This is a genomic window from Methyloversatilis sp. NSM2, assembly GCF_038066675.1.
In the GTDB taxonomy this organism is placed as follows: domain Bacteria; phylum Pseudomonadota; class Gammaproteobacteria; order Burkholderiales; family Rhodocyclaceae; genus Methyloversatilis; species Methyloversatilis discipulorum_A.
The window spans coordinates 266,829-291,879 of sequence record NZ_JBBUKV010000005.1; the positions used below are offsets into that span (position 1 = coordinate 266,829).

General features: G+C 68.7%; 28 protein-coding genes. 6 read left to right on the forward strand and 22 right to left on the reverse strand.

Annotated elements, in window-relative coordinates; translation table 11 throughout:
- Positions 1-352 precede the first annotated feature (352 nt).
- On the forward strand, positions 353-2,338 hold the full coding sequence (locus tag WJU27_RS12020; RefSeq protein WP_341422266.1) for a pyrroloquinoline quinone-dependent dehydrogenase: 1,986 nt from the start codon (positions 353-355) through the stop codon (positions 2,336-2,338).
- A gap of 90 nt (positions 2,339-2,428) precedes the next feature.
- Positions 2,429-2,797: a c-type cytochrome gene (locus WJU27_RS12025; RefSeq protein ID WP_341422267.1), complete on the forward strand. Its 369-nt coding sequence runs from the start codon at positions 2,429-2,431 to the stop codon at positions 2,795-2,797.
- Here WJU27_RS12025 and WJU27_RS12030 read toward each other — a convergent pair.
- Positions 2,775-4,241 (reverse strand): amidase, encoded by a 1,467-nt coding sequence (locus WJU27_RS12030; protein WP_341422268.1) that lies wholly within the window; start codon positions 4,239-4,241, stop codon positions 2,775-2,777. The genes WJU27_RS12025 and WJU27_RS12030 overlap by 23 nt on opposite strands.
- Positions 4,242-4,406: 165 nt before the next feature.
- Here WJU27_RS12030 and WJU27_RS12035 point away from each other — a divergent pair, with 165 nt between their 5' ends.
- Together WJU27_RS12035 and trxC are read left to right on the forward strand one after the other, a co-directional pair.
- A complete protein-coding gene (locus WJU27_RS12035) occupies positions 4,407-4,796 on the forward strand; it encodes a TraR/DksA family transcriptional regulator (RefSeq protein ID WP_341422269.1) in 390 nt (129 codons plus the stop codon).
- 360 nt (positions 4,797-5,156) lie between these two features.
- A complete protein-coding gene (trxC, locus tag WJU27_RS12040) occupies positions 5,157-5,582 on the forward strand; it encodes a thioredoxin TrxC (protein WP_296809083.1) in 426 nt (141 codons plus the stop codon).
- Positions 5,583-5,791: 209 nt separating this feature from the next.
- Here trxC and WJU27_RS12045 read toward each other — a convergent pair whose 3' ends face one another.
- The 4 genes from WJU27_RS12045 to WJU27_RS12060 all read right to left on the reverse strand — a co-directional run bounded on the left by WJU27_RS12045 (position 5,792) and on the right by WJU27_RS12060 (position 9,083).
- Complete coding sequence (locus tag WJU27_RS12045) at positions 5,792-6,241, reverse strand: GNAT family N-acetyltransferase (RefSeq protein WP_296809081.1); 450 nt, start codon at positions 6,239-6,241, stop codon at positions 5,792-5,794.
- A gap of 42 nt (positions 6,242-6,283) precedes the next feature.
- On the reverse strand, positions 6,284-6,517 hold the full coding sequence (locus WJU27_RS12050; RefSeq protein WP_341422270.1) for a DUF1653 domain-containing protein: 234 nt from the start codon (positions 6,515-6,517) through the stop codon (positions 6,284-6,286).
- Between the two features lie 88 nt (positions 6,518-6,605).
- A complete protein-coding gene (locus tag WJU27_RS12055; protein WP_341422271.1) occupies positions 6,606-8,033 on the reverse strand; it encodes a hypothetical protein in 1,428 nt (475 codons plus the stop codon).
- 72 nt (positions 8,034-8,105) lie between these two features.
- Entirely contained in the window at positions 8,106-9,083 is a 978-nt protein-coding gene (locus WJU27_RS12060) for a PEP-CTERM sorting domain-containing protein (protein WP_341422272.1), read from the reverse strand.
- A 384-nt stretch (positions 9,084-9,467) separates the two neighbouring features.
- Here WJU27_RS12060 and WJU27_RS12065 point away from each other — a divergent pair, with 384 nt between their 5' ends.
- Together WJU27_RS12065 and WJU27_RS12070 are read left to right on the forward strand one after the other, a co-directional pair.
- Positions 9,468-9,737 (forward strand): CopG family ribbon-helix-helix protein, encoded by a 270-nt coding sequence (locus WJU27_RS12065; RefSeq protein ID WP_341422273.1) that lies wholly within the window; start codon positions 9,468-9,470, stop codon positions 9,735-9,737.
- Positions 9,734-10,012 (forward strand): type II toxin-antitoxin system RelE/ParE family toxin, encoded by a 279-nt coding sequence (locus tag WJU27_RS12070; protein ID WP_341422274.1) that lies wholly within the window; start codon positions 9,734-9,736, stop codon positions 10,010-10,012. The genes WJU27_RS12065 and WJU27_RS12070 overlap by 4 nt, the downstream gene beginning before the upstream one ends.
- A gap of 176 nt (positions 10,013-10,188) precedes the next feature.
- Here WJU27_RS12070 and WJU27_RS12075 read toward each other — a convergent pair whose 3' ends face one another.
- The 17 genes from WJU27_RS12075 to WJU27_RS12155 all read right to left on the reverse strand — a co-directional run bounded on the left by WJU27_RS12075 (position 10,189) and on the right by WJU27_RS12155 (position 25,030).
- Positions 10,189-11,064 carry a Rossmann-like domain-containing protein gene (locus WJU27_RS12075; protein ID WP_341422275.1) on the reverse strand — a complete coding sequence of 292 codons (876 nt, stop codon included), beginning with the start codon at positions 11,062-11,064 and terminating at the stop codon, positions 10,189-10,191.
- The gene (locus WJU27_RS12080) at positions 11,061-12,671 is read right to left on the reverse strand and encodes a VWA domain-containing protein (protein ID WP_341422276.1); all 1,611 of its coding nucleotides are present in this window, start codon (positions 12,669-12,671) and stop codon (positions 11,061-11,063) included. The genes WJU27_RS12075 and WJU27_RS12080 overlap by 4 nt, the downstream gene beginning before the upstream one ends.
- On the reverse strand, positions 12,668-14,119 hold the full coding sequence (locus WJU27_RS12085; protein WP_341422277.1) for an AAA family ATPase: 1,452 nt from the start codon (positions 14,117-14,119) through the stop codon (positions 12,668-12,670). The genes WJU27_RS12080 and WJU27_RS12085 overlap by 4 nt, the downstream gene beginning before the upstream one ends.
- A 19-nt stretch (positions 14,120-14,138) precedes the next feature.
- The gene (locus WJU27_RS12090; RefSeq protein ID WP_341422278.1) at positions 14,139-14,795 is read right to left on the reverse strand and encodes a 5-formyltetrahydrofolate cyclo-ligase; all 657 of its coding nucleotides are present in this window, start codon (positions 14,793-14,795) and stop codon (positions 14,139-14,141) included.
- On the reverse strand, positions 14,792-15,874 hold the full coding sequence (locus WJU27_RS12095) for a hypothetical protein (protein WP_341422279.1): 1,083 nt from the start codon (positions 15,872-15,874) through the stop codon (positions 14,792-14,794). The genes WJU27_RS12090 and WJU27_RS12095 overlap by 4 nt, the downstream gene beginning before the upstream one ends.
- The gene (locus WJU27_RS12100; RefSeq protein WP_341422280.1) at positions 15,871-16,275 is read right to left on the reverse strand and encodes a ribonucleotide reductase subunit alpha; all 405 of its coding nucleotides are present in this window, start codon (positions 16,273-16,275) and stop codon (positions 15,871-15,873) included. The genes WJU27_RS12095 and WJU27_RS12100 overlap by 4 nt, the downstream gene beginning before the upstream one ends.
- A 29-nt stretch (positions 16,276-16,304) precedes the next feature.
- On the reverse strand, positions 16,305-16,616 hold the full coding sequence (locus tag WJU27_RS12105) for a metal-sulfur cluster assembly factor (protein WP_304001078.1): 312 nt from the start codon (positions 16,614-16,616) through the stop codon (positions 16,305-16,307).
- Positions 16,613-17,053 (reverse strand): RrF2 family transcriptional regulator, encoded by a 441-nt coding sequence (locus WJU27_RS12110; protein WP_020163478.1) that lies wholly within the window; start codon positions 17,051-17,053, stop codon positions 16,613-16,615. The genes WJU27_RS12105 and WJU27_RS12110 overlap by 4 nt, the downstream gene beginning before the upstream one ends.
- A gap of 2 nt (positions 17,054-17,055) precedes the next feature.
- A complete protein-coding gene (locus WJU27_RS12115; RefSeq protein ID WP_341422281.1) occupies positions 17,056-18,291 on the reverse strand; it encodes an NnrS family protein in 1,236 nt (411 codons plus the stop codon).
- Positions 18,292-18,395: 104 nt separating this feature from the next.
- Positions 18,396-18,725: a hypothetical protein gene (locus WJU27_RS12120; RefSeq protein WP_341422282.1), complete on the reverse strand. Its 330-nt coding sequence runs from the start codon at positions 18,723-18,725 to the stop codon at positions 18,396-18,398.
- Positions 18,726-18,986: 261 nt separating this feature from the next.
- On the reverse strand, positions 18,987-19,706 hold the full coding sequence (locus WJU27_RS12125; RefSeq protein ID WP_020163475.1) for a flagellar brake protein: 720 nt from the start codon (positions 19,704-19,706) through the stop codon (positions 18,987-18,989).
- Positions 19,707-19,841: 135 nt separating this feature from the next.
- Positions 19,842-20,312, reverse strand: coding sequence for a GlcG/HbpS family heme-binding protein (locus WJU27_RS12130; RefSeq protein WP_020163474.1), 471 nt, complete (start codon positions 20,310-20,312; stop codon positions 19,842-19,844).
- Between the two features lie 31 nt (positions 20,313-20,343).
- The gene (locus WJU27_RS12135; RefSeq protein WP_020163473.1) at positions 20,344-20,772 is read right to left on the reverse strand and encodes a c-type cytochrome; all 429 of its coding nucleotides are present in this window, start codon (positions 20,770-20,772) and stop codon (positions 20,344-20,346) included.
- A 61-nt stretch (positions 20,773-20,833) separates the two neighbouring features.
- On the reverse strand, positions 20,834-21,241 hold the full coding sequence (locus WJU27_RS12140) for a c-type cytochrome (protein WP_020163472.1): 408 nt from the start codon (positions 21,239-21,241) through the stop codon (positions 20,834-20,836).
- A gap of 55 nt (positions 21,242-21,296) precedes the next feature.
- Entirely contained in the window at positions 21,297-22,055 is a 759-nt protein-coding gene (locus WJU27_RS12145) for a substrate-binding periplasmic protein (protein WP_341422283.1), read from the reverse strand.
- A 37-nt stretch (positions 22,056-22,092) separates the two neighbouring features.
- Complete coding sequence (locus WJU27_RS12150) at positions 22,093-23,856, reverse strand: PQQ-dependent dehydrogenase, methanol/ethanol family (RefSeq protein WP_341422284.1); 1,764 nt, start codon at positions 23,854-23,856, stop codon at positions 22,093-22,095.
- 364 nt (positions 23,857-24,220) lie between these two features.
- The gene (locus WJU27_RS12155) at positions 24,221-25,030 is read right to left on the reverse strand and encodes an enoyl-CoA hydratase/isomerase family protein (RefSeq protein WP_341422285.1); all 810 of its coding nucleotides are present in this window, start codon (positions 25,028-25,030) and stop codon (positions 24,221-24,223) included.
- Positions 25,031-25,051 lie beyond the last annotated feature (21 nt).

Here is a 25,051-nt window from a genome sequence, read left to right on the forward strand (position 1 = left end):
CGCCAGGCGCCGCACTGACCCGGCGCTGACCACCCGCTGGATCGGGCCGGCGGCGGCGATTCGATCCGCCACTCCGTCGCCGCGCCCACCCCACTCCTCCACCCTCCTCCCGCCCCGATCGCACGCCGTCGAGCGCTGAGACGTCGCACGCGCAGGCGAGACACCCGTCTCTGTTCATGCAGCCAAAACCGGTACACCCGTATCCCGCCGGCGATTGTCCCGGATGATGCCGGGAGCATTTCCCGGGTTTCCATCGGCACCGATCTTGCGTCGTCCTGGCACGCAGCGGCAGACCGCCGTTGCGTTCCACAGACGAACACAACGAACTCGATTGGAGAGAGGAAACATGGCGATGCTGAATTCCGCGGGCGCTTTTCCCCGCGCAGCCAGGAAGACATTGTGGCTGTCCATCATGCTCGGCGCCGCCCCGCTGGCGACGGCCGCCGCGGGCGACGGCAACTGGACCGAGTACAACGGCGACAAGGCCGGCTCGCGCTATCTGGCCGGCGGCAAGGTGAACGCGCAGAGCGTGAAGTCGATGAAGGTGGCCTGGCGCTGGGCCATGCCGGACAACAAGGTGTGGCAGGACAACGCCGAACTGCGCACCTGGGTGAACCAGTCGACGCCGCTGGCCATCGACGGCGTGCTGTACTCCAGCTCGCCGATGTCCATGGTATCGGCCATCGACGGCAAGACCGGCAAGACCTTGTGGACCTACGACCCCAAGGCCTATGTCGAAGGCACACCGCCCAACCTGGGCTTCATCAGCCGCGGCCTGTCCTACTGGGCGGACGGTGAGGACAAACGCATCCTGGTCGGCACCGGCGACGGCTACCTGATCGCGCTGAATGCGAAGACCGGCAAGCCGATCGAATCCTGGGGCGACAAGGGTCGCATCGACATGACCAAGGGTTTGCGCCGCTTCGTCGACCGCTCGCTCGTTGCCCTCACTTCGCCGCCCATCGTCTGCGGCAACACCATCGTGCCCAGCCTGGCCGTGCTCGACTCCTTCGCGGTCGGTCGCGCGCCGATGAAGAACCACCCGCCGGGCGACATCCAGGCTTTCGACATCCGCAGCGGCAAGCGCGTGTGGCATTTCGAGCAGCCGCCGCAGGAAGGCCAGCCGGGCAACGAAACCTGGGAAGACGGTTCGTGGAAGACCACCGGCTCGGCCAACATGTGGGCGCGCCCGAGCTGCGACGAGGAACTGGGCCTGGTCTACCTGCCCTTCTCGACGCCGACCAACGACTTCTACGGCGGCCACCGCAAGGGCAACGGCCTGTTCGGCGAATCGGTGGTCGCGCTCAACGCGAAGACCGGCAAGATCGCCTGGTATCAGCAGATCGTGCACCACGGCCTTTGGGACTACGACCTGCCGACCGCACCCAACCTGATGGACCTGACGGTCAACGGCAAGAAGGTGAAGGCGCTGGCGCAGGTGACCAAGCAGGGCTTCGTATTCACCTTCGACCGCAGCACCGGCGCGCCGGTGTGGCCGATCACCGAAAAGCCGGTGCCGCAGTCCACCGTGCCGGGCGAACGGTCGTCGCTGACCCAGCCCTTCCCCAGTCTGCCCGCCCCCTTCGTGCAGCAGGGCGTGAGCGAGGACGACCTGATCGATCTGACGCCGCAGCTGAAGGAAGAGGCGAAGAAGATCCTGTCGCGCTACAACTACGGCCCGCTGTACTACCCGCCGACCACCGACAAGGCCGGCACGCTGCAGGTACCGGGCGTGCTCGGCGGCGCCAGCTGGGCGGGCGCCGCGCACAACCCGAAGACCAATGTGCTGTACGTGCCGTCCTTCACCATCCCCTTCGGCATCAAGCTGAAGAAGGAGAACGAGGGCGTGTACGACTACACCGGCACCTGGGCCGGCGTCGGCGGTCCGCAAGGTCTGCCGCTGTTCAAGCCCCCTTTCTCCACCGTCACCGCGATCGACATGAACACCGGCAAGCACCTGTGGCGCGTGCCGGCCGGCAAGGGCCCGGTCGATCACCCGGCGATCAAGGACCTGAAGCTGGACCGCGTCGGTGTGCCGCGCGAAAGCTTCATCGCGCTGACCGACGACGTGCTCTTCCTCGCACCGGAAGGGACGAACTCGGTGCTCGGCCTGTCGTCACGCGGCAACGCGCTGATCACGCAGGCGACCGCGGAAGAGAAGGAGCCCTTCCTGTACGCGCACGACGCGCGCACCGGTGACGTGCTCGGCGAGGTGAAGCTGCCGGGTGCCGCCTTTGGCGCACTGATGACCTACCGCGCCGGCGGCAAGCAGTACGTCGTGGTGCCGATCGGCGGCGCCGGCCTGCCGGCCGAACTGGTCGCCGTCCAGGTCGACTGAAGCAGGACGCGGCACGGCCTGCGTCCGGACCGTGTCGCGCCGACGCGCGCGGCACGGTCATCGAAAACACGCACTCCCCGGAACGGATTCATGGATATACGGAAACTCACCTTCGCAGCACTGATGAGCTGCATGGCATCAGCGATGGCCTTCAACGCCGTGCTGCCGGACAAGGCAGCCGACGGCGCGGCGCCCGCCGGCCCCGCCCCTTTCGACCTCGCCGACCCGGCCCGCATCAAGGCCGGTCAGAGCCGCTTCCAGTCGACCTGCGCCGACTACTGCCACGGCCACAAGCCGGCGCTGTTCATCGAGCGCGAGGGGCTGGAGGCGGAATACGTGTTCAACACCATACGCGACGGCGGCAAGGGCGCGACGCCGATGCCGCCCTGGGGCGAGGTGTTCACGCAGGAAGAGATCTGGGAACTGGTGGCCTACATCAAGTCCATCGGTCGGTGGTAAGCGCCCGCGGCGGCACCGGACGCGCGCCGAGCACTCGCTCGATGTCCGCGCAGGTCGCCAGCAGCGCTTCATCCTGCCAGCGCCGGCCGACGAACTGGAGGCCGACCGGTAGGCCGTCCTCGACGCCGGCCGGCAACACGACCACCGGGCTGCCGGTCAGCGAGAACGGCGTCACCATGCCGATGGCACCTTCGACGAAAGGCAGGCGGGCGCCATCGACCACGATGTCCGGCGGACGGCGCCACCACACCAGTTCCGTCTGCGGATACGCGACCGTGCTCGCCACCGGGCACAGCCAGCAGCCCCAGCTCTCGAGCAGGCCTTCGAGCGCACGCAGCTGGCGGTCGCGCATGTTCAGCGCGCGGCTGTAGCGCTGCGCGTCCAGCGCCAGCCCCTGCACGAAGGCGTGCGCGACCGCTTGGTCGCGCGTGACGAAGCGGCCCATCACCGCGAGCAGCCGACGCGCCAGCGCCGGCATGCCGAGCCCGATCTCGGTGCCGGCGATCCAGCCGTAGGCCTGCCAGGCCTTGCGTACGTCGAAGCCCTCCGGGCAGCGCCGCTCGACCACGCAGCCAGCCGCCTGCAGCGTCGCCACCGTGCGCGCCAGGGCGGCGCGCGTACGCTGGCACAGCGGCAGGTCGCCGAACTCGTCCCACCAGGCGATACGCAGCGGCCGCGCGGGCGGCGTCACCGCTTGGATCGGCACGCTCGGCACTTCGACGTCCAGCCCGTCCGGCCCGGCGAGCACCGCCAGCGCGGTCTGCAGGTCGGCCACCGCCGGTGCCAGCGCGCCGAAGGACAGCAGGTGACGCACGCTGCGCCGGCCGCCTGGCAGATGCGGGATGTGGCCGGTGCGCGGGATGCGGTTCTCGGTCGCCTTCAGTCCGGCCACGCCGCAGTAGGCAGCGGGTATGCGGATCGAGCCGCCGATATCGCTGCCCGGGTCGATGTACGAAAAGCCCATCGCCACCGCCGCCGCACTGCCGCCGGAACTGCCACCCGGCGTGAGCCGCGTGTCCCAGGGATTGCGTGTCGGCCCGAACAGCGGGCTCCAGCACTGGGGCGTGGCGGCCAGTTCGGGCAGATTGGTCTTGCCGACCAGCACCGCGCCGGCCGCCCTCAGGCGCGCGACGACGGTCGCGTCGGTCGCCGGCACGTAGTGCGCCAGCGGCGGGTGGCTGGCCGTCGTACGCAGGCCGGCCGTCGCGAACGCATCCTTGACCGTCATCGGCACGCCCAGCAATGGCGGCAGCGCCCCACCCGCGGCGCGGCGCGCGTCGGCGGCACGGGCCGCGGCGCGGGCGCGGGTCTCGTCCAGAGTGACCACCGCATTGATGTCGCCATTGTGCTGGCGGATGCGCGCCAGGCAGACCTCCAGCTCGTCGATGGCCGTGCTGTCGCCGCGTGCGATGCGGGCAGCGACGTCGAGTGCGGAGTCGGTCATGGCAGGAGACGGAATGGCGCGGACGACGTGACGATAGCGCATCCGGATCGATGATTCCGGAATGGCCGTCGGTCGCCGTGCAGGGCGATGCGACCGGCGCCATTGACACCGATCAACGCCACTCGCGCACGCCGGTGACAGCATGGGTACAAGGAGGACGACACCGTGAACACCCCGCTTACCCAGGCCGACCGCGAGCAGCTGGAGCGCCGTCTGCGCGCGCGTCGCGACGCGCTCACCGCCCACATCCAGGCGCAACTGCAGGGCCGCACACGCGTCGAACATGCGCGCGACGTGCTGCTGCAGGACGGCGACGATGCGCCACAGCGCAGTGCCGACCGCGAGATCGACCTGGCGATGACCGATCTCGAAACGGTCGAACTGGCCGCGCTCGACGCTGCGCTGCGGCGTCTGGCCGACGGTCGCTACGGTCTGTGCGCCGAATGCGGCACCGACATTCCGCTCGCCCGGCTGCAGGCGGAGCCGCAGGCTGCGCTGTGCGTCGGCTGTCAGAGCGCGCGCGAGCGTGGGCGCCCGCACGCGGCCAGCCTCTGAGGCGCGACCGCTGACCGACGACGGCCCTCCCTTGGAGGAGCAGCTCTGGCCGCGACACGGCCGCTGCCGCTCGCTCGCTTCAATGCAGGCTGCAGTCGGGGTCAAGACCCTCCCACAGAACCCAGGCCCGGGCTCATGCCGTGAGTCCGGCGCCCCCTGCAGGAGCGGCCTTGGCCGCGACGCAGCCGCTGCGGTCCGCGGGCTTCGATACAGGCCCGCTGTCGGGGTCAAGACCCCTCCCACAAAACCTCGCCCGCGCTTCGAAGGCAGATCGGGCGCGTCTCCCGTCGCAACGGCTCGGGCTTGGATTCACCGACGTCACCCCCATCTGCTGCCCGACATCCTTCCGAGGGCAAGACCATGCATGTCGTGTGTCCGCAGTGCAGCGCCACCAACCGCATTCCCGACGAGCGTCTGGGCGATGGCCCGGTCTGCGCGCGCTGCAAGGCGCCGCTGCTTGAAGCTGCGCCCTTCGCGCTCGACGACGCGAACTTCGACACCTACATCGGCCGCACCGGACTGCCGGTCGTCGTCGACTTCTGGGCCGACTGGTGCGGCCCGTGCCGCATGATGGCGCCGCAGTTCGAAGCCGCCGCCCGACAGCTGCCGCAGACGCGCTTCGCCAAGGTCGATACCGAAGCCGCGCGGCAGACCGCCGCGCGTTTCGGCATTCGCAGCATTCCGACGCTGATGCTGTTCCGTGACGGCGTCGAGGTCGCCCGACAGGCGGGCGCGATGAGCGCCGCCGACATCGTGCGCTGGGTGCAGTCGCACGCGCGCGGCTAGACGACCACCTGCCTCAAGGGACGGCGTCCGGCGCCTCGATACAGGCCGCTATCGCGAGCAAGCTCGCTCCCACAGGAAGCTCCCCCAGACGACGAGGCGGGCGTGCTTTTCGTGGGAGCGACCTCTGGTCGCGATGCGGCATCGGCCAACCCCCGACTCAGATCCAGGCCGGGATCGCGAGCAAGGTCGCGCCCACAACAACACGGCCCTCAGCCTTCCACCCGGCGCATCGGCAGCATGTCCGACGCGGTGAAACCATGGCGCGCGTAGAAGCGCTGTGCGTCCGCATTGACGCGGTCGGTCAGCAGGGTGATGCGCGGGCAGCGCTGGGCGCGTGCGAAGTCGATGGCGGCGGTCAGCAATGCGCTGCCCACACCTGCGCCGCGGACGGATGGCGCGACCACCATGTCTTCGAGCAGCACGACGCGTTCGCCGAGCGCGGTCGATACGGTGAACAGCAGATTCACCATGCCGACGACCTCTCCATCGCGTCGCGCGACCAGCACGCTGCCGACGCGCGGGTCACCGATGATCATCGCCAGCCCGCGCGCCTGAGCGGCGGTGTCGGGCGTGAACTCGGCTTCCTGTGCGAACAGCGCGGACAGCAGTGCGCACAGCGCGGGAATGTCCTCGGGTGTGGCGGCTTCGATCTGCATCATGCGGGCTCCTGGAATCCAGCCCGCATGATGACCGGATTCGATCTAGTCCGGCAGCCGCTCGAAGCGCAGCTGCGGCACGCCGTCGATCTCGACCAGTCCGACGAACATGTCGTAGGGCCGCACCCACAGCCCCGAATCGTTGTACAGCGGGCGATACAGAACCATGGGCTCCAGCGTCTCGCTGTGACGGACGACGCCAACGACCTCGTACTCGCCGCCCTTGTAGTGGCGGTAGCGACCGGGGTCGATGGAGGGGAGCGGTAACAGATCACTCATCAGACGGGCTCGGCATGACAGGGATTGAAGTTGCGGGATCGCTCACCGTAGCGGCACGCTTAGGCAACGGCGGCGCGGTCTTCGGATTCTAAGGTTTCGCGTCGACGTCGGACGTCTGCTCCGCCGGCTTCGGCGTGGCCCCGGTCCGATCGGCCACCAGTTGTCGCAGCTTGCGCAAGGCGAGCACATCGACCAGGACCTTCAAAGCCGAACCTGCGCTCGCCGCGGCCCCCGATTCTGGCGTCGTCCTGCGCCAGTAGGCGGTATGCGCCGCCACCGTCCAGCCCCGCCACCCGCCGATGCGTACGGCAATGTCGCGGATGCCGCAGCCGAACACACCGGCGAGCGGACCGCCGACGATGTCGCCGAACAGACCCCAGCGCACCGGCGCGTACAGATTGGTCCAGCGCGTCACGGCGAACGGTGCCGCGTGGTGCGGCAGCAGCGGCGTGAACTTCTTGCCGGCACCGATATCGACCGGTGGCTTCACGCCATATGCATAGCCTTTGTCATCCCGCTGCGGCGGGCAGGTCGGCAGTTCGCGTTGCCGCTTGCGTGCCGCGAACTCCTCGCTGCTCCGTGCCAGCAGCAGCGCCCCATGCGTGAGCGGGCTGCCCAACGTGATGAAGTCCGTCACCCGCCACGGATGGCCGAGCTTTCTCAGTTCCATCTGGGCGGCCAGTTGCGCCTCGCGGAAGGCGTCCAGCGCGGTGGCATCGCTGTCCGGCCGCAGCGCCTCGCCGAGCGCGGACAGATCCGAGCGCAGCACCGGCTGCGGTCCGTCGCCCTTCAGCGCGTCACGCACGAAGGCACGGACCGTCTCGTCCGTCAGACCGGGCAGTTCTTCGTGGCAGCGCTGCCACCACGCATTCAGGATGTCGTAGCCGATCACGCTGCCCAGGCTGTGGCCGACGACGATGATGCGCTCGTATTCGCCCCGCTCGTGCAGCGCCTGCAGCAGGCGGGTGCCGTCGGCGCGGATGGCGCGACGCAGTCGGATGTTGCCGGGACGAGGGCTGAGATAGCGCGCCGCATCGCCCAGGTAGTGGATCAGCCCGCCCTGCAGCACCAACCACAGGCCCGCCGCGGTCAGCCAGCGCCAGTCGCCGGGCGACATCGCCTGCAGCGCGGACACCCATTGCGGCGCTACGCCTGTCGCCAGCAATGCGAACAGGCCGCCGACCGACAGCCGTGCCATCCAGATCAGCGTGCGCGCCGAATGCGGAAGCCCCCGCGTACTGCGCCAGATCAGGCTCCACAGCCAAGCCAGCACCGCCTGCAACGAGGTGCCTTCGACCTTGTAGGCCCAGTAGTACTCGTAGAAATGCGTGCTACCGCTGCGCCCGCGCGACTGCAGGCGGCGCAGCTCGAACAGGTCGGACAGCGGGTCCGGCTTGCTCCAGAACGCCTCTTCACCCGGCTCGGGCGGATCGAGCACGCTGTCGACGAAGCCGCGCAGCGTGTCCATCGGCTTCTGCTCACCGATGCCGTGTATCAATACCACCGCCTGCTTCATCGTTCGCGCCCTCGCAGCACGTGATGCACGATTGTGGCGGAAAGCGGCGACATCGACATTAGGGCATCCGCGTCAGCCGCAACGGCGACGGCGCGCGGCCAGCCCCGTCAGACCCAGCCCGGCGAGCAGCATCGCGTACGTGGATGGCTCCGGCACCGCCAGCACGGCCACGCCGCGCACCTGCGACGGGCTGAACGGCTGGTCGCGGTCGTAGATTTCCTGCGCGCGCAGGATTTCCGCCGCGCCGCTGCCATCCAGCCCCATGCTGAAGATGCGGCCCGCGCCCAAGGTCTGAGTACCGCTGGGCAGCGTGGTCACCCCGTTGAGCGCCGACACGTAGATGGTGTCGTCGGTCACGTCGATGCCATTCAGGAAACCGAGCCCGCTGGCCAGCGTGGTCAGACCGCTGCCGTCGAGGTTGGCGCGCTTGACGAAGCCGTCGGTCGTGGTCAGGTAGATGTAGCCGCCGGTCACTTCGAAATCGTAGGAATTCACGCCGGTGAGCAGCGTCTGCGCTCCCGAGCCATCGAGATTCGAGCGCATCAGCCGATTCGACGTGCCGACCTGGCTCCAGAACATGCCGTCGGCCGTCACGTCGATCGCGAACGGCGAGCTCAGGCCGCTGACTACGGTCGTCGCCGGCGGAAAGTTCAGCGACAGATCCAGCCTCAGGATGTCGCCCGAGTTCTGTCGCGTCACATAGAGCATGCCGCCCTGCACGTCGACGTCGTAGGCGCCGGCGATGTTGTAGGTCTTGAAGCCGGTGCCGTCCGGCAGCATGGATACGACGCGATTCAGCTGCTGGTCCGGCCACCACAGGCGCCCACCGACGAACTCGACGCCATTCGGCCCCTTCACGCGGGTTTGGTCGGTCACCAGAGCGCTCGACGCGCCACCCGGCACGGTCGCGGCATTGATCGATCCGACGAAGGTAAAGCTCGGCGTGAAGCGTTGAAAGGTTTCCGACCACACCAGCGAGTCGGCCGCAACAGCGGCGAAGCTGCTACAGGACAGCGCAAGCGCGAGGAGGTGACGACCCCGTTTTTTCATTTTTGTGATCTCCGGATCAGTGCGGCGAAGGATGTTTCGCCCGGCGAGGCCGGAGCAAGAGACATTCCTTCGTGCATGAAGCGCCGAGGGGTGGCGGCGGCAGGCAGAAAAGCCGGAAATCGCGTGAGATGGCACAGAGACGGGCCGGAGCCCAAGACGCCTTTGCACTCAGCCACTTGGCGCCGCCGGACACAGGCCTATGGCCGCCTGTCCATGCATTGCGCGTAGATCGACATCGGACCGGCTTCGAGAAATCTGCCCGGTCGTGCGCCGGGCGCCAGACCTTCATGCACATCGACGGTGCCGGGTGCAAAGAAATCCGACAGGGGATGGACAAGAGCCCCGGTCGAGACTAATTTGATTGAAAGTGATTGGGAGTGATTCATGGCTTCAGCAGACACCCGAGTAATGACCGCTCACCTGCCCGTTGCGCTGGCGGAGCAGGTGGACGAATTGGCGGCAAGGCTTGAGCGCTCGCGCGGCTGGGTGGTGAAACAGGCCCTTGCCGCCTACGTCGAGCGCGAAACCGAGCGCCACCGCCTGACGCTGGAAGCGATGGCAGACGTGGATACCGGGAATGCCGTGAGCCACGACGACGTGAAGGCCTGGGCGGCGACCCTCGGCACGGATCTGCCCGGAAAACTGCCTGAATGACCCTCAGATGGGCGCGCGCGGCGCTCGGCGACCTGCAACGGCTGCACGCTTTCCTGCGGCCGGTGAATCCGGGCGCCGCTGCCCGCGTGATCCAGCGTCTGAGCGCAGGTCCGGACATCCTGCTGACGCAGCCGCGCATCGGCACGAAGCTGCCCGAGTTCGAGCCGCGCGAAGTGCGCTACATCCTCATCGGCGACTACGAACTGCGCTACGAAATCACGACCGATCAGACGGTCTGGATCTTGCGCGTATGGCATACACGCGAGTTTCGTTGACGTACAGCCTGTCGTTGGCTTGATCGCAACCCGCCGACAAGCAGATTGGACGAAGCGCAAGCCTGGCAATCGTCGGGACGGCTCGCACCATCCCTCAACGCAGCAGCGCCTGATTGATCAGCACGAACGACAGGCGCCAACGGAAGGTCCAGCCTCCGCTCGGACAAAGACGGACGTCACCTGCCCGCCCGCTCCAGCAACACATCAAACCCCGGCCACCCCTCCTTGGTCAGCGCAAACTTGCTGGTCGACTTGCGGCCCTTGCGGTTGTCCTTGTCGCCCGACGTGAGCCCGTCGATGAAGGCCTCGCGGTCCTCGACCCAGCTGCCGCCGAGCAGCGTCACACCGCGGGCGAACAGGGCGTCGGGCAGGCAGCCGGCGCTGGGGCCGACCATGGCGAACCAGCGGGCGGCGCGGCAGTGGGCCAGCATGCGGTCCAGCGTGTCGTTGAGCAGCAGCGTGCTGGTGGACAGCACCTTGCCGCAGGCTTCGAGCGCTGCGGCGTCGGTGGTGACGCGCCAGCCTTCGCGCTCGCCGACGGCGCTCTCGTCGAGCTCGATCACGGTGAGCCGCGCGCCAGCGGCTACGATGCGCTCCACCAGCGGGCCGAACAGTCCGATCATGCCGATGGCCTCGCCGGGCTGCGGATCCATCTGGCCGATCGAGTCACTGCTGCCATCCGGACGATAGCCAGCGCGGTCGAACAGGCAGCGGGTGATCGCGTTGGCGCAGACGAAGCCCAGCGTGCGATCGACGCCCTGCCCGCTCACGTAGCGGCGCGCCAGTGCCAGCGCCTCGATGCCCTTCAGATCATCGAGGCCGGGGCCACTGCGCAGGCGCTCCAGCGTGTCATCGAGCAGCACGTAGGACAGGCCTATGCTGCCGTCCTCCAGTTCCAGCGCGCAGAACTCGCCGCGCGCGTGGCCGCTACCGCCGTCGCGGCAGGGCTCGTCCGGACGTGACGGCGGCAGGTGCAGCGCGCGCACGCGCGGCAGCGGCATGCGTTCGGCGATGCGTTCGATCTGGGCGAGGTAGTCGGTGGCGAAGCTCATGAGGTCGGGTCGTCGGACGAAGGTTCGGGTGGCAACAGATCGGCAGGCAGCGGCTGGCCGCGTCGCAGGCCGGCACGCACGGCAGCCGACGCGATTTCGCCGCTGACTGTGGCGTCACGGTTCTCGGCGGTGCGCAGCGCGCCCGGAAAGTAGAGCGCGGTCAGACGGTGGGTATGCACCGGTGAATCGCTGCCGCGCGCGCCGTCGCCGTAGCGGCGCCAGTCGCGCACCGGGTGGATGTGGTCGGCCACTTCGAGGAAGCCGATGGTTTCACGGTCGCCGATCAGCACGCCCTGCACGCGCAGGCCGAGCGCGCGCTTGGCGTCGTCGAGCCGGGCGACCAGATCGGGCGTGGCGCCGAACTCGCCGTCGGAAGCGATCAGCAGGTCGGCCATCTGCCAGGCCGCCTGTTCGAGACAGGCGATGGACTTTTCCAGCGGGCCGCAGATGTCGGTGCCGCCCTTGAAGCCCTGACCGAGGAAGTGGATGAGCCGGCCCAAGCCTTCGGCGTCGACGCCGATCTGCATATCCACCACCTCGCCGGCGCCGCCGAAGGCGAACACGTGGCAGGCGCGGCCCTGCGTGTGAGCGGTGCGCACGGCTTCCAGAACCACCGCCTTGGCCACCTGGCCGGCGCCGCCCTGCATCGAACCGGAGGTATCGACGCAGACCAGCAGCGGCCCCATCTCCAGGCGCCGGTCTGGTTGCGGATCGGACCGCGGACGCAGCACCGGTGCGTCGATGTGGCGCACCTCGGTCATGCGGTCGTCGTCCTCGTAGCAGAGCAGCGTGCGTTCGGCGCGGCGGGCATGCCACACCAGGCGCAGCGCCGGATGGCCGAGCAGCACCGATTCGGCCGGCAGCATGCGGGCGATGCGGTCGGCCCGGTGCACGCCACGCGTCTCGCCCGGCATGTCGGGCACGCGCACGGTGCGCTGTTCGGTGTGGCGCGCGACCGCGCTGTCCATCACCTCGACCTGGCTGCGGCTGGCGTCGTCGCGCTCGTCGGACGGCCGCGCACGACCAAGCCGGCGTATGCAGTCGGCCAGTTCGGGCAGCCGTTCCAGCAGGCGGCGGATGCGCAGCACCTCGCGCCAGCCTTCGGACTTCAGCAGGCCCGGCAGCAGGTCCCAGCGCGCGTTCTTGCCGTCGTCCGGCAGCTTGCCGAATACCTCCATCAATTCGTCCATCTGACCGCGACGGTTCTGCCAGTCGGAACCGAAGGCCTCGATCGCCATACGCGTGGCCCGCGCGTCGGAGGCGCCGCGGTCGCGGTAGTCCGGGATGAAGTCGATATGGAACAGCAGGCTCTGCACGACCACATCGCTCAGTTCCTGACGGCCGGTGCAGTAGGCCGGCAGATCGAGTTCGGCGAAGGTTTCGCACAGCGCACCGACCAGTTCGGGCGCCGGCCAGCACCAGTCGGCGGCCGGCGGTACGCAGCCGCCGATCAGCGCGGCGCGCAGCGCGACCAGCGCCGACAGCCGCGGTTCGAGCCGGCCCTGCGCCTGTGTCAGCGCCCCCAGCCACAGCGTGCGCGGCAGCGCGTCGAGCGCAGCCAGCCGCGCCTCGCGCGACTGGAACAGCAGCGGCGCCTGCGTGCTCACGCCAGCGGCTCGTGAGCGACCGGCTCCGGCACGTCGGCGTAGCGCGCGGCCTCGTCGGCCGACAGCCGCGGCAGGTTCTCGAAACCGCGGCGGGCGTCGCGCGCGCGCTCGGCCAGTTCGGCGATCAGCGCGGCGGTCGCCGCCAGGTGGGCATCGACACGGGCAAGCAGCACTTCGTCCAGCCACAGCGTGCGGGCGCGGGTGGCGGCGAGGCTGGCACGTTCGGCCGCCAGTTCTTCGGCATAGGCGGCGATGCGCGCGAGCAGGTCGTCGATCTGCGCGGTGCGTGCGGCGATGTGCGCCGGGCCGTAGCGACGGCGGCGGCTGTAACTCATGCGCAGCGCACCGGCGCCGCCCTTGGCGTCGCCGATCTCGCCGGCCAGTTCCTCGGCCTTCTCGGTACCGACTTCCGACGGCGAGAAGCGCAGCCGGCCGGATTCGTCGTAGTCGAGGTCGTTGGCGTTCTGCTCGGTTTCGAGCTGGGCCTGGAAGGCCTGCACGACGCGGGTGAGCCGCGGCGGCGCGTAAGCCTCGCGCACACCGAGGCGCGCGTGCAGCCAGTCCGCGACCTCGGCCTGGCGTTCGGCGTCGGGGGCGACGCAGGCGGGCAGCAGCAGCAGGTCCCACAGCCCGACCTCAGCGCGGCCCTCCGCGGCCGCGGCCACGCGCAGCAACCACACGGTCTTCACCCAGCGACGGTCCGACACATAAGTGCCCTGTTCCGCCAGTTGCGCGCGCAGATCAGCCAGCACGCCGACCACGCGCGCCGACAGCGCGACTGCGTGCGCCGCCAGCGACACCGCGCCGAGGTCCTCGTCGCCCAGCGCGAGCGCCTCGTCCGGCGGCGACCATTCATCGGCGCAGCCTGCTTCGAGCAGCGCGGCAAAACCGTCGGCGCTGACGCGGCCGACCGGCACACGCAGCAGGAAGCGGTCGAAGAAGGCCTCGCCCACTTCGTCGTCCGGCACCACGTTGGTGGCGCCGATAACGCTGACCAGCGGACACAGCTGACGGCCGGCGCCGTTGTCGAACTCGCGCTCGTTCAGCAGTGTCAGCAGCGCGTTCAGGATGGCGCTGTTCGCCTTGAACACCTCGTCGATGAAGGCGATGGTGGCGTCCGGCAGGAAGCCGTCGGTGTGGCGCTCGTAGCGGTCCTCCTCCAGCGCGCGGATGGACAGCGGGCCGAACAGTTCTTCCGGCACCGAAAAGCGGGTAAGCAGGCGCTCGAAGTAGCGGGCGTCACGGAAGGCGCGGTGCAGACGGCGCGCCAGTTCGCTCTTGGCGGTGCCGGGCGGGCCGATCAGCAGCGTGTGCTCGCCGGCCAGCGCGGCCAGCAGCGCCAGGCGCACGACGTGCCGGCGCTCGACCAGACCACGCTCCAGCATAGCGAGCAGCGCGGCTAGGCGCGACGCGAAAGGGGATTCGACGGCGACAGCAGGTGCGGACATCTGGGTGGGTCTCCGTTGTTCAGCGCAGGATGCGGCTGGCGACCAGCGCGTGCGCGCGCTGTGCACAGGTTTCGACGTCGATTTCGTGCAGACCGTCGACGCCGACTTCGAAAATGCCCGCTTCGGTCACGATGAAATCCATCGGAATATCGTGCGGCTGCGGGTGGATGGTGGGGATGCGTGACAGTTCGAAGGCCACGCCTATCTTCAGCGGCTGCACCGCGCAGGCCGCCAGCGTGCGGTCGAAGAAACCGCCACCGTAGCCGAGACGGTAGCCGCGCGCGTCGAAACCGACCGGCGGAATCAGCAGCGCGTGCGGCTGCACGACATTGGTGTCGTCGGGCACCGGCAGGTCGTACACGCCGGGCGTGGTCGCCACACCGGGCCACCATTCGCGGAACACCAGCGGCGCCTTGCGCTCGACCACCTCGGGCAGCGCGCCGCGCGCACCTTGCACACGCAGCGAACGCAACAGGTGACGCGCGTCGAACTCGCCGCGGAAGGGCCAGCAGAAACCGACCGTCATGTGCTGCAGCAGCGGAAAGCCGGCTTCGAGATAGCCGGTGATTTCGACGTTACGCGCCATGCGCTGCGCCGGCTCGACCGCCTCGCGCTCGGCCAGCAGGCGCTGCCGTTCGGCGCGCCGCCAGGCGGCCAGATTGTCCGGGGTGCTCATGCGGGCATCTCCTTCCTATGTAGACCTGCACTCACCGCACGCAACATGACGCCGGCAAACAGCAGGATGGCCAGCGCGTGACCGGCGCCAGCGACCATCAGTGCATCATGCCGCCCGACGCCCACCGCGACAATGCGCAGCGCCAGACTGGCTGCAAGCAGCCACAGTGGCAGGCGTGCCAGGCCGGTATAGGCAGGCCGCAGTCGCAGCAGCGCCGGCAGGATGATGGGGGCGTGGCCGAACACCATGGCGAACACGAAACCGAGCAGCACCGCGTGCAGCCCGGTCGCGGCAACCGGAGCGGCGTCCACCGACAGTTCGCCATACAGACCGAGCAGCGCGCCCACCAACAGCCACAGATAGCCCACGGTCAGGCACTGGGCCGTATGACCCGCCCAGCCAGCCGCACGCCAGGCGCGCGGCGCGATGTCCCAGCGCAGCAGCCAGACGGCCAGCAGCGCGCAGCCCGACCACAGCGCAAAGGGCAGCACGCCGCTGACGCCGAACGCGATCAGCGCGACCGCGGCGACGAACAGCCGGCGCGCCAGCGGCGGCAGGCGCACCATCTGCGTCAGCTCACGGCGCTCGCCGGCGATGGTGAGTACGAGGAAGCCGACGCCACCGCGGGTCAGCGCACCAAGATCGCCGTGCAGCATCCACAGCAGCACGCCGACCAGCCAACACGCAGCGCCGCCCGCTTCGACCAGCAGATGCAGCGACCAGGCGCGGGTGGCGCCCGCATAGATATAGAGGGCGACAAGGCCGGCCGCAGCGGCCGCCCAGCAGACCTGGGCCAGCGGCAGCAGCACCGGCACCTGCGCCAGCACGCCGCCAACGCCGGCCAGCAGCGGCGCCAGCAGCCCGCCCAGTCGCTGCAGCGCGACCGCGCGCTCGAGCGCAATCAGCGTACCGAAGAAGGCGCACAGCATCAGCGCGCCGTGCACCGGCGCCGGCATCAGAGGCAGCGGCACCCCGAGGCGCGCCAGACCGCCGGTCATGCCGGACAGCAACGCGAACGCCGCCAGCAGCGCGCAGGCGGCGACCGCCCTGCCCCACAGCGGCGACCGCGCCGGTTTCATCCCAGCCGCACCGCGTGACCGTGGCGGTCCACCGGCATCAGGCCGTCGAGCCGGCCGGCTTTGACCGACTCGACCATGCGGTCGAGCGCGCGGTCCACGTCGGCCGCCGTCGGTGGCTGGCCGTCGCGGCCGGACAGCGCAGCAACGAAGGCGATGGCCCAGTCCGGCGCAAACAGCTGCGACTCTTCGATCAGCGCCGCGAAGTCCTGCAGTTCGTGCGGCGACTTGTCCACGCAGACCTGAGGCACCAGCGCCCCGCCCTGCCCCGCCTCGAAGCGTGCGCGCTCGGCCGCGGTGGCACCGTCCGGCAGTTCGGCGCGGGCGAACACCAGCAGCAGGCGCTGCGGTTCCGGTTGCTGGCGTGCGGCGGCGAGCAGGTCGTCAAAGGTGGAAATCTGCATGAGGAAGGCTCCGTGGATGATCGGGGTTCTTACCAGCCGAAGCGTAGCTGCAATGCCGGACTCATGCGGCCCGGATGCCACTCGGTGTCCCAGTCGAACTCGACATGCACCACCCAGCCGGGCGGGCAGGCGGCGCGCAGTGCAGCGGTCGCGTCCTCGATCAGCACCTCGCCCATCGGGCAGGTCGCGCTGGTAGGAATGAGCACGACGTCGACGCGGCCGTCCCCGATGTCGATGTGCTTGAGCAGGCCGAGGTCGACGATGCTTTCCGCCAGCTCCGGGTCGGGCACCGTGTGCAGTGCGGCGCGCAAGGCGTCAATGGTCGGGATGTTCGCGGTCATGAAACCCTCCTGAGCGGCGCGACGCTGCCCGGCGACTGCGCCAGCAGATCGGCCAGCGTATGACCGTCGAGGTGAGCGAGAAAGGCCTGCAACGCACCATCGACGATGGCGGTGAGCCGGCAGCGTCCTTCAAGCGTGCAGCCGGTACGCGGCGTGTCGGTCAGACACTCGACCAGCCGGAAATCCGGTTCGACGCTGCGGACGACTGCACCGAGGCGGATGTCGGCGGGCGGCTGTGCCAGCCGCATGCCGCCGCCCTTGCCGCGTACCGTGTCGAGCCAGCCGGCAAGCGCGAGCTGGTGCGTCACCTTCATCAGATGCGCTTCGGAAATGCCGTAGGCCTGCGCCACCTCGGCGATGGTGCACAGCCGCTCCGGGTGCTGCCCCACGTGCATCAGCAGGCGCAGCGCGTAATCGGTCATCGTCGTGAGGCGCATGTTCAGCTCCTGCGAGGCGTGATGGACACCGGCTGCGCGGCCGGCCCGCCACGGTCCGGCCGCGGCCGGATCATCATCGGGAAGAAGCGCCACAGATAGAGCGCGAAGGCAAGCGCCCACACGGTCGCGGCCAGGTGCAGCAGATGCACCGACGCGGCCGACGGATGCAGTGCGGCCAGCCTCAGCACGACCGCGGCGATCACCAGCGCGTAGGCGGCGACCATGCTGCGGTCTGTTTCGAGCGGCCGGCCGAGGTGACCGAGCGCAGTACGCGTGATCATGCCGATGATGAGCACCGAAAAGCCGCCCATCGCGATCACATGCACGTGCAGCGCGGCCGGCAGGCCGGCGCCGGCGGCGTGCGCCGCGGCCAGCAGCAGGCCGGTGCCGAGCGCCACGTAGCCGACGTAAAGAATCCATAGCAGCGGCTTGTGCAGCACGCGCCACGGCTTCCAGCTCGCCCACTGCACGAGCGCAATGCCGCCGGCCGCCACGAGCGCCGCCGCCTGCACCAGCGGCCAGCCGGCAATCAGACCGAACACCGCCAGCGCACTGGCAATCAGCTGGGCCATGCCGCTTCTCAGATGGGTGGGCACCGTGAGGCCGGGCACCGCGCGCATGGCGAAAAAGGGAATGACGCGCCGCGCGACCAGCAGCGTAAGCAGCGCCATCACCAGCAGGCCGGCGTTGAAGTGCTGCATCAGCGTCGCGTAGTCGCCGGCCCGCGTGGCGATCAGGAAGGCGGCGTCGGTCGCGCCGAGCGCGAGCAGCATGAAGGGCACGGCGTAGTTTCGGGTATTGCGCGACAGCAGCACGGAGCGCCCGAGCGCCGCCGCGGCCAGCGCGAAGAAGGCGACGTCAGCCAGCGCACCGATCAGGAACGCGCTGTCGCCCGGCAGCAGGAAGGCGGCGCGCGCCACCATCCACGGCAGGCAGAGCGCGGCCAGCGCGCGGCCTTCGATCGGGTTGATGCCGGTCCAGGCGCCACCGGCCGTCATCAGGAAGCCGACCGCGATGGTGGCGACGAAACCCCACAGCATTTCATGCGCGTGCCAGGCGAGGCCGCCCAGCGTGCCGCCCGCCAGCTGCGGCGCGAATATCCACAGCGCGACGGCGACCAGCGCCCACGATGCGCCGGCCAGATAGAGCGGGCGAAAGCCCATTTCGAGGAAGGCATCCACCGACGGCGTATGCGCCGGGCCGGTCGCCGGTTCGTCGATGGTAAGCAGGATGGCCATGTTCGCGGTCCGTCAGGTTGACGGCTACAAACATATATCCACGATGAACCTTAAGACTTGACGCAGGACAAGCCGGGCGTCTGAGTCCGACCGAAAGACCGGAATCAGCGGCCGGCCGGATCCTGCTCGCTGCGGATGACCTCGCCTTCGATGACGCGGCCGCCGCTGGCCGGAACATCGCCGAAGGGCGTCTGCATCGGGTTGTCCATCTGCTCGCGCATGCGCCGGCGCAGTTCGCGCGTCTTCCACCACATGACGCCCCAGAACAGCAGTCCGCCGACCACCGCCACCGCGACGATCACCACCGAGAACATGAGCCCGAGCACCAGCAGGCCGCCCGCGGCAATGATCGCGAACAGCTTGCCGAAGAAGCCCTTGGGCTGGATGTGGATCTGACGGCCGTGCAGGCGCCGGGAGGATGGGTCGGTGTACATGCGTGGGCGCCCCTGAATGTGCGAACTGTCGATATGGGGCTGACCGCGGGCGCTTGCAAGGGTTCGCCGGGGCCGCGGGTCAAGGGCCCTGTCGCGGCCAGGGCCGCTCCCACGGGAGATGCGTGTCCGACCCGCGACCTGAGCCCAGGCCGGAGTTCTGTGGGACGGGTCTTGACCCCGACAGCAGCCTGCATCGAAGCCGGCGGTCTGCGGCGGCTGCGGCCAAGGTCGCCCCCACGGGAAGGGGCGCCCGATCCGCGACTAAAGCCGCCGGTGCGGCTGTTCGACCAGATTCTGGTAGACGTAGCTCTTCAGGAACACCGACGTCTGCGCATTGATGTCGTCGAACTCGACGCCATAGGCAGGTTCACCGGTGTCGGGCACTTCGTGGCGGTTGCGGATGTGGCCGCTGACGACGACACGGGTGCGCACCTTGTGGATGTCGAGGATCAGTTCCAGCGACACCTTGTCGCCGACCGCGCGGCCCGGCTGCCAGACGCGCACTTCGGCGCCGGTGGCACTGAGGTTCGTGACCACGGTGGGCACCGGCTCGTCGGCGTCCATCACGCGAGCGCTGATCGACGTGGCGATGCGCTCGGCGTTGCGGATCTGCCGCATCGAAATGCGACGCGGGAATTCGAGATGCAGGTACTCGAAGGGGCGCACCGAGCGCTTGCCCACGACGGTGCTGAAACCGTAGGCGTGACGGCCGGAAAAGGCGCGCACGCCTATCGTATCGCCTTCTATCGGAGGGCCGGCCCAGGGGCGCGTGTCGGGCATCGTCACCAGCACGCTCAGGTCGTTCACCCAGCCGATCAGCTTGACGACGCCCGGCTGGTCGCCGAGCTTGGCCGGCGGCTCGATCACCATGCGGTCGCCGACCTTGAGGCCGATGTCCTTGAACAGTACGTCCTGGAGTGTGGTCGCAGCATCGCCGGTCTTCACGGCATCTTCGATGGGGCTGGCGGCTCTGGTATTCATTGTTGTTCCGACACGGCGTGAGGCGTTGATCGGCTACCCGAAACGGGTTTAACGATTCATCCGCGTGGAACTGAAGGGTTGCGCAGCCCGCCGGCGCAAAAAAATTTTACATTTCGCGCCGAGCGGACAGGATGTTCACAGCAGGTTCTTCGCCGCCTCCAGACCCTTCTTCGCGCACTCCTCGTCCTCTTCCTCGCTGCCACCGCTGACGCCGACGCCACCGATGTGTACGCCCTTCGAGGTCATGATGGGCAGGCCGCCGATGATGGAGGTGGTGCGCGGCAGCACTTCCGCGCCCGGAATGCCCTTGGCCAGTTCGCGGAACTGGCGGGTGGACACCGGCAGGCTGGCCGAGGTGTCTGCCTTCAGCTGAGCAACCTGCACGCTGATCAGGATGCTGCCGTCCATCCGGCTGAAGTACTTCGGGTTGCCGGCGGTGTCATGCACCGCGGTGATCATGCGCCAGCCCTTGCCGGCGGCGTACTTTTCGCAGCCCTCGGCGATCGCCTTGGCGGTGGCCAGGTCGAGCACCGGCTGTGCGGTCTGCGCGTGAGCGCCGCCGGCCACGAGGGCGAAGGCAAGCGCTGCGGTGATGCGTGTTTTCATGTCGTGTTCTCCTTGTTGTGGTGTGACAGGCTCAGAACCAGTTTTCGTCGTCGGCCGCGGCGGCCTTCTTGTCGGCGACCTGCACGCGCTTCGCCTCTTCGCGCAGGAAGGCGATGATCTGGCGGATCTCTTCCGGCTTCAGAGCGGGGCCGAAACCGCCCATCTGGGTGTTCGGCCGCCCTTCGGAAATGATCTTGAACATGTAGTCGTCGGAATTCGCGCCGCCCGGACCCCAGGCGCCCTTGACCAGTTGCGGGCCCTTGCCGCCCTTGCCGCGCGAGTTGTGGCATTGCTGGCAGTTGCGGCCGAACAGCTCCTCGCCGGCGCTGGCGTCGCTGGCCGCCGGCGCACTGCCGCCGCCGGGGCCACCGGGACCGAAGGCCGACACCTGGGTGACGCCGAGCGTCAGCGTGAGCGCGATGGCGTATCGCGCGGCCGCGCGTGTCAGGGGGTAAGTCATCAAATGTGCTCCATCGGAAATGCGACAGGTCCGGCCGCGAGAGGCGCAGCCGGACGGTGGATCAGAACCAGAGGTCGTCCTCGGCGCCGGCCTTGGCCTTTTCGGCCGCCTTGACGCGCTTGGCCTCCTCACGCAGGAAGGCGACGATCTGCCAGATCTCCTGCTGCGTCAGCGCCGGGCCGAAGCCGCCCATCTGCGTGTTCGGGCGGCCGTTGGCGATGATTCCGTACATGTAGCCGTCGGTATTGGCACCGCCCGGTCCCCAGGCGCCCTTGACCAGCTGCGGGCCCTTGCCGCCCTTGCCGCGCGAGTTGTGACACTGCTGGCAGTTGCGGCCGAACAGCTCTTCGCCCGCTTTCGCAGCGTCCGGATCGTTGGCCAGCGGATTGGTGGCCGGGATGGCGTCGTCGGCCTGCGCACCGGCGATCAGGCCGGCGAGCAGCAGGCTCGCTGCGGTGACACGAAACATCTGCAACTCCATTCGAATGCGGTGGCGCCGGCGGCGGGCCGCCGGCGCCGGTGGATCAGGGGAAACCGGCCCGGCGCGCGATGGCGTCCAGCGTGCCGTCGGCCTTGAGCGCCGCCAGCGCGTCGTTCACCGCGTCACCAAGCGCCGCATCGGCGCGCCGGCTGGCGATGACGAAACGGGTGGTCAGCGACGGCTCGGTCAGCACCTGGCGTATCGCGATGCCGTCCGGCGGCGGGGTCTCGGCCAGGCGGCCGGCCCACACCAGCGCCGCCGCGATGTCGCCGCGCGCCAGCGCCTCCATCAGTTGCCGGTGATTGCCGTAAGGCGTGCGGTTGTAGCCACCGGCCAGCAGGTGCAGGTCGGCCGGCGTCGCGGTGACGGCGCCGACCCTGGCCTTGCCCAGATCGGACAGCGACTTCACCTTGCCTGCCGCCGGCGCGACCAGCACGTAGCCGACCGACACATAGGGCGTGGAGGCGACCAGACCACGTTCGGTCAGGTCCTCGCCGCCGCCCTCGGTTTCCGGCAGTCCGACGAACAGGTCGCAGGCGCCCGCCTGAATCGACTGCTTCAGCGCGCGTCCCATGCCGCCGCGCGACGGCACGACGATCCAGTTCAGCTTCAGTTCTCGACCGAGCTTCGCCGACAGCGCCTGCACGACCTCGACGTCGAGACCGCGAGCCCCGCCCGAGTTGGACGAGAACGGTTCGTTGCCATCGACCACGCAGGCGGTAAGCGGGGCGGCCGACACGATGGAAGACAGCGCCAGAGCCAACGCGCAGGCGACGGTGCGGAATGCGGAGGACTTCGTCATGGCGTGACGGGGCGCCCTTGCGGGCGCCCCTGCTCCATCACTCGGCGAGGCCGAAGATCATCATGCCGCCGCCGCGGTTCTGGTGCTTGAACAGCTCGTCATACACCAGCGGCCACAGGCTGCCACCGCCCGGGCCATACACGATGGCCACGTACTGCTTGCCATCCACGGTGAAGGTGGTCGGGTTGCCGTGGATGCCAGTGCCGACGTTGAAGCGCCACAGTGCCTCGCCGGTGTCGTCGCGCATCGCGTGGAACCAGCCCTCGGCGTCGCCTGCAAACACCACACCACCGGCGGTCGCCAGCATGCCGCTGGTGGCCGGCGTGCTCTGCGGACGCTGCCACACCAGTTCGCCGGTGGTGGCGTTGAACGCCTTGATGCCACCGGTGTAGGGGTTGGCCTTCAGCACCTTGGACGACAGGAACCACTCACCCTTCTTCCATTCCATCTTCTTGGCCTGGATGTCCATCGAGCTGTCAATGTAGGGCACGTAGAGCAGCTTGGTCTGCGGGCTGTAGGCCGCCGGGTGCCATTCCTTGCCGCCGTCGAGAATCGGCGCGATGTCCTTCACTACCTTGTCGTAACCCGGCACCTTGTCCGGATTCACGATGGGCCGGCAGTTGTCGCCCCAGCTCTTGACCCAGTTCACACGCGCGATCGGCACCACCCAGTTGCACTTGCCCGTCGTGCGGTCGATCGAGTACAGGTGACCGTTGCGGTCGCCGTGCAGCCACACCTTGCGGCCCTTCTCGTCGTCCACCAGGATGGTTTCGTTGTTGCCGTCGTAGTCCCAGGCGTCGTTCGGCGTGTACTGGAAGTGCGTCTTGATCTTGCCGGTACGCGCATCCATGATCAGCGTCGAGTTGCTGTAAAGGTTGTCGCCCTTGCGCACGCTCGGATCGAAGTCCGGCGTCGGGTTGCCGACGCCCCAGTAGATGGTGTTGGTCTTCGCTTCGTAGTTGCCGGTCAGCCAGGCCGACGAGCCACCGGTGCGCCACGAGTCGTTGGCCCAGGTCTTGGCGTTCGGGTCGTTGGCGTCGACCGGACGGGTCAGCGTCTGCCAGACGATTTCGCCGGTGTCCGGGTCGAGCGCGGTGATCTTGCCGACGTTGCCGCCGACGTCGCCACCCGAGTTGCCGACCACGATCTTGCCGTCGGCCACCAGCGGCATCGAGGTGTAGATTTCGCCGGTCGTGTAGTCGCCCAGCTTCTTCTCCCACACCACCTTGCCGGTCGTGTTGTTCAGCGCGACGACGTGAGTGTCCAGCGTCGCCATGTAGACCATGTCCTTGTACACGGCCACGCCGCGGTTCACTGCCTCGCAGCACAGGCGCGGGCCGAGATCGCCCGGCAGCGAGCGCTCGTATTTCCAGATCATGCGGCCGGTCAGGCCGTCGATCGAGAACACCTTGTTCTGGCTGGCCGTCACGTAGATGCGGCCATTCACCACCGTGGTCTGGCTGTCCTGCGCATCATTGACGCCGAAGGACAGATTCCACTTCGGCACCAGCCTCTTCACGTTGTCCTGGGTCACCTGACGCAGTTGCGAGAAGCGCGTGCCCTGGTAGTCCTTGCCGTAATGCAGCCAGTTGTTGGCGTCCTTGTCGGCGTGGATGAGCATGTCGTCGCTGACGTAGTTCGGACGCCACTTGAAAGTGGCTTCGAGCACGTTGATGCCGAGCGGGGGTTCCGGATCCTCGGCATGGACGACCATCGGGGCGAGCAGCAGCGCTGCCAGCAGACTCCCTGCGACCGAATTCAATGCGCCGGGCCGCCGTGCGCGGCCGTTGTGCTTGTTCATCAGGCTTCCTCCGTTGTTGTGGATGCGCATGCCCGGTCACCGGCCCGGTTTTTATCGGCCGGTGCCTGCGGAACTTCCTGCGTTCCGATGACACACGCAGGTATACGCTTGCAGCATTCGTGCCACGGAGGAGGTGTCAGATCGCTTGCGGCGGAAATCGGGAACAGGCGGCGCTATCCGGCGAGAGGGATGCTGACCCGCCGTTTGCAGGAAGCCGTCCCTGAGACAGTCGGAGGCGGGCGAATGAGACAGCTGTCTCGGAAAAACTGCGCTACAAATGTCGCAGCAGAGAGATCTTCGAGAGGCGGCGACCCACGCCCGCGGGGTCGCTGACGACGACGCGCGGCGCCCGGGGCACCTGCCTTCAGCGCTCTTCGAACTTCGGCTTGCGCCGTGCAACGAAGGCGGTCACCGCCTCGGCGAAATCCTGGGTCGCGGCGCAGCGACCGAAGGCGACGGCTTCGTCGGCCAGTTGCTGCGCCAGCGGCTGGCCCGACGTATTCAGAAGTCGCTTGATTTCCGCCCAGCCGTGGCGCGGCCCGCTCGCCAGCCGTTCGACCTCGGCTTCGACCGCGTCGTCGAACTCCGCCACCGTCACCACGCGCTCGACCAGCCCCAGCGCCTTCGCCTCGTGCGCGTCGAAGCGACGCGCGCTCCACATCAGCTCGCGCGCCCGGCGCTCACCCAGTGCGCGCACCAGGAAGTGCGACTGACCGCCGGCCCCCGGTTGCGCCAGCCCGATGCCGGCGGTGCTGAACACCGCGTCGTCGGCCGCGATCGCGATGTCGGACGCCAGCATCAGCGACAGTCCGTAGCCGACACAGTCGCCGCGCACCGCGGCCACCACCGGCTGATGCGCATGACGCAACGCCAGGATGACCGGATTGACCCAGTTCTCGACCAGCGCGCGAAAGGTGGCCAGACGCGCCGGCGCATCCAGCGGCAGACTCTGCGAAAACTCGTGCACGTCACCGCCGGCGCTGAAGCTTCCGCCCTCGCCGCGCAGCAACAGTACACGGCACTCGGGGTCAGGCAGCACCCGCTCGACCGCCTCGCGCAATGACTGCATCATCGCCGTCGTGTAGGCGTTGCGCCGCGACGGGCGCGACATGGTGAGCGTGGCCACACCGCGCTCCAGCGTGGTCAGGATGCGGCCGGAATCGTTGGATGTCATCGGCAGGGAAACCTCAAGGAC

Coding starts and splice junctions, on each gene's coding strand:
- WJU27_RS12020 (WP_341422266.1), top strand. CDS start 353: ATGCTGAATTCCGCGGGCGCTTTTCCCCGCGCAGCCAGGAAGACATTG.
- WJU27_RS12025 (WP_341422267.1), top strand. CDS start 2,429: ATGGATATACGGAAACTCACCTTCGCAGCACTGATGAGCTGCATGGCA.
- WJU27_RS12030 (WP_341422268.1), bottom strand. CDS start 4,241: ATGACCGACTCCGCACTCGACGTCGCTGCCCGCATCGCACGCGGCGAC.
- trxC (WP_296809083.1), top strand. CDS start 5,157: ATGCATGTCGTGTGTCCGCAGTGCAGCGCCACCAACCGCATTCCCGAC.
- WJU27_RS12045 (WP_296809081.1), bottom strand. CDS start 6,241: ATGATGCAGATCGAAGCCGCCACACCCGAGGACATTCCCGCGCTGTGC.
- WJU27_RS12050 (WP_341422270.1), bottom strand. CDS start 6,517: ATGAGTGATCTGTTACCGCTCCCCTCCATCGACCCCGGTCGCTACCGC.
- WJU27_RS12055 (WP_341422271.1), bottom strand. CDS start 8,033: ATGAAGCAGGCGGTGGTATTGATACACGGCATCGGTGAGCAGAAGCCG.
- WJU27_RS12060 (WP_341422272.1), bottom strand. CDS start 9,083: ATGAAAAAACGGGGTCGTCACCTCCTCGCGCTTGCGCTGTCCTGTAGC.
- WJU27_RS12065 (WP_341422273.1), top strand. CDS start 9,468: ATGGCTTCAGCAGACACCCGAGTAATGACCGCTCACCTGCCCGTTGCG.
- WJU27_RS12070 (WP_341422274.1), top strand. CDS start 9,734: ATGACCCTCAGATGGGCGCGCGCGGCGCTCGGCGACCTGCAACGGCTG.
- WJU27_RS12075 (WP_341422275.1), bottom strand. CDS start 11,064: ATGAGCTTCGCCACCGACTACCTCGCCCAGATCGAACGCATCGCCGAA.
- WJU27_RS12085 (WP_341422277.1), bottom strand. CDS start 14,119: ATGTCCGCACCTGCTGTCGCCGTCGAATCCCCTTTCGCGTCGCGCCTA.
- WJU27_RS12090 (WP_341422278.1), bottom strand. CDS start 14,795: ATGAGCACCCCGGACAATCTGGCCGCCTGGCGGCGCGCCGAACGGCAG.
- WJU27_RS12095 (WP_341422279.1), bottom strand. CDS start 15,874: ATGAAACCGGCGCGGTCGCCGCTGTGGGGCAGGGCGGTCGCCGCCTGC.
- WJU27_RS12100 (WP_341422280.1), bottom strand. CDS start 16,275: ATGCAGATTTCCACCTTTGACGACCTGCTCGCCGCCGCACGCCAGCAA.
- WJU27_RS12105 (WP_304001078.1), bottom strand. CDS start 16,616: ATGACCGCGAACATCCCGACCATTGACGCCTTGCGCGCCGCACTGCAC.
- WJU27_RS12110 (WP_020163478.1), bottom strand. CDS start 17,053: ATGCGCCTCACGACGATGACCGATTACGCGCTGCGCCTGCTGATGCAC.
- WJU27_RS12115 (WP_341422281.1), bottom strand. CDS start 18,291: ATGGCCATCCTGCTTACCATCGACGAACCGGCGACCGGCCCGGCGCAT.
- WJU27_RS12120 (WP_341422282.1), bottom strand. CDS start 18,725: ATGTACACCGACCCATCCTCCCGGCGCCTGCACGGCCGTCAGATCCAC.
- WJU27_RS12125 (WP_020163475.1), bottom strand. CDS start 19,706: ATGAATACCAGAGCCGCCAGCCCCATCGAAGATGCCGTGAAGACCGGC.
- WJU27_RS12130 (WP_020163474.1), bottom strand. CDS start 20,312: ATGAAAACACGCATCACCGCAGCGCTTGCCTTCGCCCTCGTGGCCGGC.
- WJU27_RS12135 (WP_020163473.1), bottom strand. CDS start 20,772: ATGACTTACCCCCTGACACGCGCGGCCGCGCGATACGCCATCGCGCTC.
- WJU27_RS12140 (WP_020163472.1), bottom strand. CDS start 21,241: ATGTTTCGTGTCACCGCAGCGAGCCTGCTGCTCGCCGGCCTGATCGCC.
- WJU27_RS12145 (WP_341422283.1), bottom strand. CDS start 22,055: ATGACGAAGTCCTCCGCATTCCGCACCGTCGCCTGCGCGTTGGCTCTG.
- WJU27_RS12150 (WP_341422284.1), bottom strand. CDS start 23,856: ATGAACAAGCACAACGGCCGCGCACGGCGGCCCGGCGCATTGAATTCG.
- WJU27_RS12155 (WP_341422285.1), bottom strand. CDS start 25,030: ATGACATCCAACGATTCCGGCCGCATCCTGACCACGCTGGAGCGCGGT.